Genomic DNA, 9,546 nt, shown 5'->3' on the forward strand with positions numbered 1-9,546 from the left:
GTATTTATCTCGGTTTTTAAGCAAAGTGGTTTAGTTTGCCGTCTTGCTTCCGAGGAAATGGATAAACCCTATTATATCCCAGAAAACTGTCCCATCGGTCGCTATACCCTACTCTACGACCCGATCGATGGTTCTTCCAATGTGGATATTAACCTAAATGTGGGTTCGATTTTTGCCATCCGTCAACAGGAAGGCAATGATTTAGACGGAGAGGCGCGGGATTTACTGCAAAATGGTCGTCAACAAATCGCCGCCGGTTATATTCTCTACGGACCCTCGACTATTTTAGTTTACTCGATCGGTCGCGGTGTTCATGCCTTTGTCCTTGACCCCAGTTTAGGGGAATTTATCCTCGCCCAAGAGAATATTATTATCCCCGACCATGGCCCGATTTATAGTACCAATGAGGGCAATTTTTGGCAGTGGGATGAGGCAATTCGCGACTATACTCGTTATGTTCACCGTCATGATGGTTACACGGCCCGTTACAGTGGGGCATTAGTGGGAGATATCCATCGAATTTTAATGCAGGGTGGTGTTTTTCTCTATCCGGGTACTGTTAAAAATCCCCAGGGAAAATTGCGATTAATTTATGAAACTGCACCCCTTGCTTTTTTAATTGAACAGGCAGGAGGTAAAGCTAGTGATGGGGTGACAAATCTTTTAGATATCGTTCCCGATAAATTACACTACCGCACACCTTTAGTGATCGGTAGTGTCGAAGATGTTAAATTGGTAGAGTCTTTTATTGCTGATCGCCGTCATCGCGATCGAGTTTAACTTATAGTTTTATTGGTTCTTCGTTACTTGGTATGGTTTGATCGGGGGGCATAAATCGACCAAATCCTTATCTGACAAGAGACTTAATTGATTAGCTAGTTCTAGATCGAAAACAATTGGCAAAAATCACAGCAAGGTCTGTCTCTATAAGGAATGAAACCCTTATAGAGACAGACCTTGCATAAGACAACCCGAAAATCCTACACCATGAATACTCTAATGATCGTGCGGTGCGCCAAACCCAACGGTTGAGGTGTTACCCATTGGATCATAATAAACGTTTACTTCTGCCATTTTTGTCTGATTAATTATAAGGTTGTAATGATTGGGTAGGAGCGAATTTTTTGGTCAACTGTAATAATGATTAAATCATTTTGCATTGCTTGACAAATTAGCAGTCTATCAAAGGGATCACGATGCAAGGGAGGTAATTTCATTAAATAGGCGATGCTTTCTTCATCAATCGTTAAACTCGTTATTTGATGGCGATCGCGTTGTTTGGGCAGATAAACTTCTGGTGATTCTGGCAAGGGAAGTTTACCTAATTGATATTTAATAATGGCTTCCCAGATGGAGGCTACACTCAAATATACGCTATTTTTAGCGTCTTTAATGGCATCACAAAAATCTTGTGAAAGTTGAGTATCTCCATTAAGAAACCAGAGAAAGATATGAGTATCGAGTAAAAGTCGCATGATTTTTATAAAGGGTTTTCAAAGTCCTGTAGGATTTCATCGGGTAAGGGATCGTCAAAGTCAGCAGGAACGGTAAATTCTCCTTGACAGAGGGCGTAGGGTCTAGGGGTTTTTGGCTCTTTTTGTTGATTCCTTCTGGCTTGGGTAAATAATAAAAAGTCAAGCAGTTCTTCAACAATTTCTTCGGAGATTTGAGATATTTCTTGGATCAGTCTTTCTCTAGTTGTCATTAGGTTTGCTCCTTTTAAGGTTGAATATTTAAGATTTGACGTTGTTGATTATTAAGGCGATCGAGTTCTTGCTTAAGGGTTTCTTTTGTTATCGTTGGCATTCAATTTTTCTTGGCGGTCTAATTGCGGGAAATAGCTCTTGTAACAGTATAGCTATTGGTTTGGCGGTTTTGGTCGTTTACATAGGGGGATTGCGCTAATCCTCTAGTTTACGGCGATCGCCTTCCACCAGCAAGGAATGCGTTTGGAAGGGTTAGCCATATCAGAACCGACAGCTTTTTCTGTTTATATGGTGATCGCAACTTAATTTTCTGTAATGATAATTGAGGGTATCTTTACAGACTGTTGTTCACCTCAACGATGCCAAAGTTGCGGGGGAACACTGATCCATTGGACAATCGTATAACGTCGTCGTTCAATAAACTGGGCAATATTATCCAAAATCAAGGCAAGGGCGATAATCCCGATCGCTGCGGCAAAAGCTCTTGGAATATTGTACAGATTACTAGCACGAAGAATCAGATAACCTAAACCTTCATTTGATGAAATATATTCTCCAATAAATGCCCCCAATAATCCAAATCCAACATTTAACCGAATAGAGCTTAATACCCAATCTAAGGAACCAGGAATGATTACTTTTTGAAAAATCTGGGAACGAGACGCATTCATTCCTTTAAGTGTGTCAACATATTCTAGGGCTACAGAATTGGCTCCTTTATAAGCTTGGTTAAAGGCTACAAACACAGTTGAAAAAACTGCGATGGCCACCTTCATACCAAAACCAACACCAAACCAAACAATCATCAATGGAGCTAGAGCAAAGACAGGCAATGCACCAAGTGCGGTCACAAAAGGTTTAGCGATAAAAGCAGCCGATTCAGAAAACCATAAAGAAAGTCCAAGAACTGTCCCAATTAAAGTACCAATTAATAAGCCCACAACTGCTTCTGCACCTGTTATGAAAAAATTGCCGATGAAATTACCTGCAATGAGAAGTTGCCAAAACTCACCTGCGACAGCTAGAGGAGTACCAATCAGAAAGAAGATATTTTTAGAACTTCTGCCTAATCCTTCCCAGATCAGGGCAAAAAGTAGGATAATTAAAGTTTGAATAAATAGAATTTTCCATTTTTGATGTTTGTTATTCATAATTTCCTTTAAGATTTTCCCAGATTTTTTGAAACAAATCTTCAAACTCAGGGGATTCCCTACATTTGATAGCATCGTGAGCATTTTTTGATAATTTCGGTTCATAAATTTTTATAATTTGTCCAGGGCGTTGACTCATGACAGCAATTTTGTTACCAAGGAAAATCGCTTCTTCTATGTTGTGAGTTACAAAAACCGTAGTTGTTCTTGCTATTGTACAACGATGTTTAAATTCAGTATTTAATTCAAAACGATTAACAAAATCAATAGAGGCAAAGGGTTCATCGCAAAAAAGAAGTTGAGGCCCACTCGCTAAGGCACGAATTAACTCGACTTTTTGCTTCATTCCACCAGAAATTTCTGTAGATAAATGTTTTTCAAAATCACCCAATCCAAATTTACTAATGTCAAATTTAAGAGTATCTTGTCTATCTTTATTTAGTTTTCCTTTAATTTCTAAACCTAATGCGGCGTTTTGTAGCAAAGTTCTCCAGGGTAATAGAGAGGGAGACTGGGGTAAATAAACCATACCAGCTTTTTTCCGTTCTTCTGAAATATGGACTTCTCCAGTGGTGGGCTGTAAAAATCCTAACAGAGTTTTAAGTAAGGTAGATTTTCCGCAACCGCTAGGGCCAACAATGCAGAAAAATTCACCACGCTTAACTTCAAAATCAACTCCATCTAGCGCAAAAAAAGACTTAGAGTTTTTTTGAAATTTGACACTCAAATTTTTAACTTTAATATCAATTGTAGAATTACTCATTTAATTTTTTCTTTTTTGAAATTGTTTTTCAGGAATATTAATTTCATTCCCAGTATGAGATAGTAAAAGTAAATCAAAAGATTCTATTTTGTTGAATAAATCTTGATGCTTTACTTCACATTTAATTGTTTTCTTAGGAAGAGATACTGTAAAATTCCCTTCAGAGTTAGTCCTTGTTGCCGCTTCTTCAATTGGTTTTGCACCATCAAAAAAAGTAATGTAAGCACTTTGAATTGGCTCGTTAGTATCTCTCCATTTTAGTCTCATAGAGACAGAAACCATCCCTTGTATTGGAGGAGAAGGGTCAGGCTTTATCGGTGAAGGATTAGGAGGATTCAAAGTAAAAACCCAATTCTTAAAATCAATTATTATTGAATAAGAACCTCGAATAAGTAGTGTGGCTAGAATCAACAATACCGGAATTAAAAGATATTTTAGATGCTTTGGTAAGTTTGACATTATGAATAAAAATTGTCTCAGTGTAAAAGGATCATTCTGGATGGGGACTTTAGACATAGTTCTTAAAACAGTCTTGGTCGCGTTTCGTGAATAATCACAATAAGGTTTTATATTGTTTTCATAAATTCCATTTGCTGTATTTTCTACTTCTTGTGTAAACTCCTCTCCTTTTGATCGCCAAAATGCCTGTGCAGCCCTTTTCCATTGAGCTTCTGTAATTGTAATTGCCGAGGGAAAAACACGACAACAGTTTGCACGGTTTAGCGCACTTCTAAGTATTTCTTCTGTTTCTGAAGTTTTTTGCTGCAAAGGATGAAGAGCCGCAAAATGATCAGCAAATTTTACTGAACCCTCATCATCAATTTGGACAAGATAGCAAGCCCTCTGAATACCCTTGAGAACTTCCTTAACAAGTTCTGGATGATGATCAATAACATCACGGCGGGTGATAAGAGCAGTAATTAAAACCTCATCAAATTCTGTCGTACTTCCAACATTCAACTTAACTTGGTATTCATTATTATTAAACAAAGTCTTTTCTAATCCTACAAGATCAGGAGTAAGAACTATAACACTTTCCTGTCTGTTACCTTGAGTTAAAACCTCTATTTCTGTTTTTGGAGGAACCGATTGTGTTTTTTGTGGATTAATAGTTCTAGCTATTCGATGACTTGTTGTTCCTTCTCCATAAGCAACAATTTTGTCAAATTGATCTAAGTGCTGTAAGTTTTCTACTGTATGATTATCATGATCGACTGCCCAGAATGCGGCATTGGTCAATAATGCGGCTAAAATAACAATATCTTTAGCGTCATGTTGAGCTTGATATTCAAAAATTGAAGCGGGATCAGCAATGGCAAAGACAATATCTGAGCCATTGCTATTCATAAGACGCTCAATTACCTGTTTATCTGTTTTAGCTAAATCATTAGTATAACTAAATCTATAGTTATCTAGCTTACTAGACCAGAACTTATTACTCGTGGCGTAATAAAAGGGTAAATAAACAAAGTAAAAATCAATTTGTATAATTTTAACTTCTCGATTAACTTCTTGAAGTTTTGCCATAGGTATCTCAAAAGGTAATGATTACAAATACAAAATTAAGGACTTGAAGGGGTAGAATAGCGACAATCTTTTTCCGCTTTTTCCGCAAATGTATTATCAACATATTCTCCAAAAGGTTTAGGATTTTTAATATCTCCAGCTTGAAACCTTAACTTAATTGCCTTATCCCAAGCAGTTTGCTGAGTAATAGCATTTGCGGGAATAATTTTTTCATTGACTAGCCTTTTTAATGCTTCTTCTGCCACTTTAGGATCGACTTCTGGAAAGCGTTTTTGAAGGATTGCCAAAGCAGATTTAGGCTCTTTTCTTGCTAAATCTAAACTCATTTGAATACCACAAACTACCTTCTGAGCTAATTCGGGTTTTTCCTTTAGTGATTCAGGTGTTGCCGTTAAGCCTGTAAGAGCAAAATCTCCGTATAAACTAGCTAAAGAGTAGGCGATTTTAGCACCTCCAAGAACAGATTGAGAAACATTTGGTTCTAATTCTAATGCAATATCTACTTGTTTTGCTTTTAATGCTGTCAAAAGCGTTCCGAAGGCTGTTTCACGAATGTTTGGCTTAAGCCCACCATCTATAAACATCTGTCTTTGTAGAGTATAAGCTGTTGATGGTGCGGGAAAAGTTGCAACGGAATAACCGTTTAAATCCTGCGGTTTGCTAACCTTAATTTTAGGGTTGAATGTCACACCCCAAAATGGTACACCGTTTACGATATTACCAATCACCCTACCTGGCTGTCCCCTAGATTCTGATACCGCTACAAACGTAGGATCGGCAACACCAAAACTTGCATTACCGCTAATAACAGCCGCCCAGGTTTTTTCATCACCGCCAGTACTGATCAGGGACACATCTAAGCCTTGCTTTTGGAAGAACCCTGCATCAATGGCAATGTAAAGAGGAGCATAAATAAAAACATCACCAAATTGAGCAATTGTGATTTTTTGAATTCCGCCCGTGTTTTGGTTTTGCCAAAGACTGGTGTTTCGCCAGAGAAGAAACGATGACACTGGAATTGCAATTAGCGCAAGAACACCAACCGCCTTAACCCAAGTCTTATTGATTAACTTTGTTTCTTTTGCCTTTGTTTCGTCGCCGTTGTGAGCCATGACTAGATATGAAAAAATTCTTAGTTGATCATACCGCCGCAGAAAATATTAAATTTTGTAACATAAAAAACTAAAATATTGATAAATTTGGGATTATTTAGGATAATTTTTGCTTAATCTCTCATGAGAATATTGTCAAAAATAGGAAAATATGAGATAATGTGCCGTTAAGATATGTAAACTCACTCAATTAACACTGTTATGGAACTTAAGAAAATCTTAAGATTTGCCGATGATGTGGTTTTGGCCAAGACAAATAAGCATTTAAATGATCTCCAACGTGATATTTTAGAAGAGACTTTACAGGGTAGTAAGTACAATAAAATTGCAGAAAGACATGATTGCACCGTTAATTACGTTAGAGAAGTTGCCGCTAGTCTTTGGAAAATCCTATCTGAGGAAGTCGGAGAAAAAATAACCCAGTCCAATATTCGTACTACTTTAGAAAGAGCCAGTTATTCAATCATTTCCTCAAACTTTTCTCCTAATTCCCAAACCCATATTAATATTTGTGGCAGTGACTTAAAATCTCTCAAAAATCCCCAAGCAAAGTTAACACAAAGACCCTACCTTGACTTAGATGATGCCCCCCACCGTAGTCTTTTTTATGGTCGTACTCAAGAATTAGATACTCTACAAAATTGGATATTACAACAACATTCTCATTTTATTATAATTGCGGGTATGACAGGGATTGGTAAAACCGCCTTAGCCCTTGAACTAATTGAACAAATTAAAAATCATTTTGATATTATTATCTGGCGTGATTTACAGGACTTTCCTGAACTCAAAAATTTAGAACAGGAATTAATTGAAATTCTTGCTGATGGACTACTAGCCTCGACAACTCCAAACGAAAAAAATACCAATAATCCGCTTCGTCACCTAGCTAAACTACTTCGACAACATCGCTGTTTAATCATCTTAGATAATCTGCAATCGCTTTTACAAGATGGACAACTCGCTGGTCATTATCAAAACTCTGACTATCAAGACTTTTTCAAATTTTTCAGCAAAATTAAACAAAGTAGTTGCTTTATTGTGAATAGTTGGGAAGTTCCTCAAGATATTGTTTATCTAGCCGAGAAGTACCCTGGCGTTTCTGTTTTTCCTCTTAAAGGCTTAGGTCAAGATGCAAAAAGTATTCTCAAGGAAAAAGATTTAAATAATCAAGAAAACTGGGATGAATTTATCACCCTTTATCAAGGTAATCCTCTTTATCTCAAATTAGTTGCCACGTTACTCAATCAATTATTTAATGGTCGGGTTACAATACCTCAAACTACAACTTGTCTATTGCCAGAAGAACTACAACTGATTCTCCGTAGTCAAATTGATAGATTATCTCCCCTAGAAAAAGAAATTTTAACCCATCTGGCTGTTAACGATACTCCAAACTCTTTGATCCAATTATTCGAGATATTTTCCCAACCTAAAAACCAGATTATTAATACCGTTCAATCCTTGATTAGACGCTCATTAATTGAGAACCATTCCACCACATCAAAAAATGAAAATAATTACACTATTGCTCCAGTTTTTAAAGAATACTTTAAAACGATAAATTATTAATTTTATTTTCTTGATATCGGCGATTTATCAATCATAAAAAATTATTTCGTTAACCTACCAAAAGCCTCTCCTAAGCTTCAGTTGAATCGCCTAGACAAACTCCAGGACACCTAAATTCGATCACTCTTCATCAATTAGAATTACAAAATAATTGGCAACTCGCCAGACAACAACCCTTACAAAAAATTCAACCTTTAAATTAATGACGTTACAGAAGCTGGGTTAGTAATGATCGATGAGTTGTAGGAGTTGTCGGTGAGTGGCAACGCAGGCTAAGGCATTATGTAAAAATAAGTTGTACAACTTGGCTCTACCGAACCTGTCATGTAAAACTATCAACAACTCATGCTTGTAAAGCTTGTATACTAAGGCTTTGAGTTTTTATTAGATTGATATTTATCAACTTTAGAGCCTTACTGTGCAGAGAGGGAGCTTGAGGAATTTTCTACAGTGTAAGTTCGGAAGAACCTACAACTTTTATGTTAAATGTAGTGTGAATCTATATTTCCTATAAAAATTTTTCAGGTTATTCTTACACAAATACTAACAAGTTGATGAAGCGGACGGGCGGGATATCTTCGGGTTATTATTGCCAGCAAAAATATCAAAGATTTCCAAAACACTACTGATTGCGCTCTCTGGCAAGATATACATTATTAAAGCGAAACCGCTTGCTTTTATTTTTTTCAATAATAATTATAGATCCAAAACAATCTATTTGCTGCCCGAAAATTCCCCCCATAATCTTGAGAATTTTTTGATCAATTGGGACTCGATCGAGGATAATTAGAAAAAGTATTTTGACTCATAACCAAATCTAATCAAGAAGCCCAGTGACGATCCCCCCGCTAGAGTTGTTTGTATTCGCCACCGTTTTGTGCGGATTTTTAGGAACATTCCTGAAAAAAAACTTAATCATGAAGATTATCGCCATGGATGTCATGAGTACCGGCGTTATCGCCTACTATGTGGTGATTTCTTCCCGTGATGGTTTATTTACTCCCATCCTCAGTACAGTTAAACAGCAAAATTACGCCGATCCTGTACCCCAAGCAGTGATTTTAACAGCGATCGTCATCGGTTTTTCCATTCAGGCGTTAATGCTGGTGGGAGTAATGAAATTAGCCAAAGATAACCCCACCCTCCACAGCAGTGAGATAGAAAAAAATAATACACCATGAATACTTTAACGATCGCTTGGATAAGTTTACCCTTTTTGATCGGCTTTATCATTTATTTATTGCCGCGATTAGACAAATATCTGGCTCTCGCCGCCACTATTATCTCTCTCGCCTATTCTCTCCTTTTATTTAGCCAATCCTCCCCCATAACCCTTAACCTACTGGATAATTATGGCGTGAGACTGGTAGCCGATCAGTTAAGTGCCTATTTTATCCTCACCAATGCCCTGGTGACGATGGCAGTTATTTTTTATAACTGGGAAAGTAGCAAAACCGCCTTTTTTTACGCCCAAGCTATCATTCTCCACGGCAGTATTAACTCTGTCTTCGTCTGTGAAGATTTTATTAGCGTTTACGTTGCCCTAGAGGTAATTAGTATTGCCGCTTTTCTGATGATTGCCTATCCTCGCAGCGATCGCTCTCTCTGGGTTGCCCTGCGTTATCTGTTTATCAGCAATGTGGCGATGTTATTTTACCTTATTGGCGCAGTTTTAGTCTATAAAGCCAATAATTCCTTTGCTTTTGCTGGTTTAA

9 protein-coding genes and 2 pseudogenes are annotated in these 9,546 nt (G+C 37.3%); 4 read left to right on the plus strand and 7 right to left on the minus strand.

Features of this window, described 5'->3' with window-relative positions; genetic code table 11:
* A partial coding sequence (gene fbp / locus PX484_RS11525; RefSeq protein WP_288103913.1) for a class 1 fructose-bisphosphatase occupies positions 1-780 on the plus strand: 780 nt, incomplete at its 5' end.
* Positions 781-789: 9 nt separating this feature from the next.
* On the opposite strand, the pseudogene PX484_RS26025 reads toward fbp, so the two are convergent.
* The 7 genes and pseudogenes from PX484_RS26025 to PX484_RS11555 all read right to left on the minus strand — a co-directional run bounded on the left by PX484_RS26025 (position 790) and on the right by PX484_RS11555 (position 6,259).
* Positions 790-970: pseudogene (locus PX484_RS26025) on the minus strand (hypothetical protein).
* A gap of 118 nt (positions 971-1,088) precedes the next feature.
* Complete coding sequence (locus PX484_RS11530; RefSeq protein ID WP_159249122.1) at positions 1,089-1,475, minus strand: type II toxin-antitoxin system VapC family toxin; 387 nt, start codon at positions 1,473-1,475, stop codon at positions 1,089-1,091.
* Between the two features lie 5 nt (positions 1,476-1,480).
* The gene (locus tag PX484_RS11535) at positions 1,481-1,705 is read right to left on the minus strand and encodes a DUF2281 domain-containing protein (protein ID WP_002796731.1); all 225 of its coding nucleotides are present in this window, start codon (positions 1,703-1,705) and stop codon (positions 1,481-1,483) included.
* A 354-nt stretch (positions 1,706-2,059) separates the two neighbouring features.
* Positions 2,060-2,857, minus strand: a complete 798-nt coding sequence (locus PX484_RS11540; protein WP_002793259.1) for an ABC transporter permease — start codon at positions 2,855-2,857, stop codon at positions 2,060-2,062.
* Positions 2,850-3,620, minus strand: a complete 771-nt coding sequence (locus tag PX484_RS11545; RefSeq protein ID WP_287766664.1) for an ABC transporter ATP-binding protein — start codon at positions 3,618-3,620, stop codon at positions 2,850-2,852. Before PX484_RS11545 ends, PX484_RS11540 begins: the two co-directional genes overlap by 8 nt.
* Positions 3,621-5,147 (minus strand): substrate-binding domain-containing protein, encoded by a 1,527-nt coding sequence (locus PX484_RS11550; protein WP_287667927.1) that lies wholly within the window; start codon positions 5,145-5,147, stop codon positions 3,621-3,623.
* A gap of 35 nt (positions 5,148-5,182) precedes the next feature.
* On the minus strand, positions 5,183-6,259 hold the full coding sequence (locus PX484_RS11555) for an ABC transporter substrate-binding protein (RefSeq protein ID WP_287667930.1): 1,077 nt from the start codon (positions 6,257-6,259) through the stop codon (positions 5,183-5,185).
* A 201-nt stretch (positions 6,260-6,460) separates the two neighbouring features.
* Between PX484_RS11555 and PX484_RS11560 the strand changes: the two genes are divergently transcribed.
* The 3 genes and pseudogenes from PX484_RS11560 to PX484_RS11570 form a co-directional block, all read left to right on the plus strand.
* The gene (locus tag PX484_RS11560; RefSeq protein ID WP_287667933.1) at positions 6,461-7,831 is read left to right on the plus strand and encodes a helix-turn-helix domain-containing protein; all 1,371 of its coding nucleotides are present in this window, start codon (positions 6,461-6,463) and stop codon (positions 7,829-7,831) included.
* Positions 7,832-8,664: 833 nt separating this feature from the next.
* The gene (locus PX484_RS11565) at positions 8,665-9,012 is read left to right on the plus strand and encodes an NADH-quinone oxidoreductase subunit K (RefSeq protein WP_287667936.1); all 348 of its coding nucleotides are present in this window, start codon (positions 8,665-8,667) and stop codon (positions 9,010-9,012) included.
* Positions 9,009-9,546: pseudogene (locus tag PX484_RS11570) on the plus strand (cation:proton antiporter); the annotation flags it as partial. The gene PX484_RS11565 and the pseudogene PX484_RS11570, both read left to right, overlap by 4 nt.

Origin of the sequence: Microcystis sp. M49636_WE2 (assembly GCF_030065375.1) — a bacterium.
In the GTDB taxonomy this organism is placed as follows: domain Bacteria; phylum Cyanobacteriota; class Cyanobacteriia; order Cyanobacteriales; family Microcystaceae; genus Microcystis; species Microcystis aeruginosa_C.

Coding starts and splice junctions, on each gene's coding strand:
- PX484_RS11530 (WP_159249122.1), bottom strand. CDS start 1,475: ATGCGACTTTTACTCGATACTCATATCTTTCTCTGGTTTCTTAATGGA.
- PX484_RS11535 (WP_002796731.1), bottom strand. CDS start 1,705: ATGACAACTAGAGAAAGACTGATCCAAGAAATATCTCAAATCTCCGAA.
- PX484_RS11540 (WP_002793259.1), bottom strand. CDS start 2,857: ATGAATAACAAACATCAAAAATGGAAAATTCTATTTATTCAAACTTTA.
- PX484_RS11545 (WP_287766664.1), bottom strand. CDS start 3,620: ATGAGTAATTCTACAATTGATATTAAAGTTAAAAATTTGAGTGTCAAA.
- PX484_RS11550 (WP_287667927.1), bottom strand. CDS start 5,147: ATGGCAAAACTTCAAGAAGTTAATCGAGAAGTTAAAATTATACAAATT.
- PX484_RS11555 (WP_287667930.1), bottom strand. CDS start 6,259: ATGGCTCACAACGGCGACGAAACAAAGGCAAAAGAAACAAAGTTAATC.
- PX484_RS11560 (WP_287667933.1), top strand. CDS start 6,461: ATGGAACTTAAGAAAATCTTAAGATTTGCCGATGATGTGGTTTTGGCC.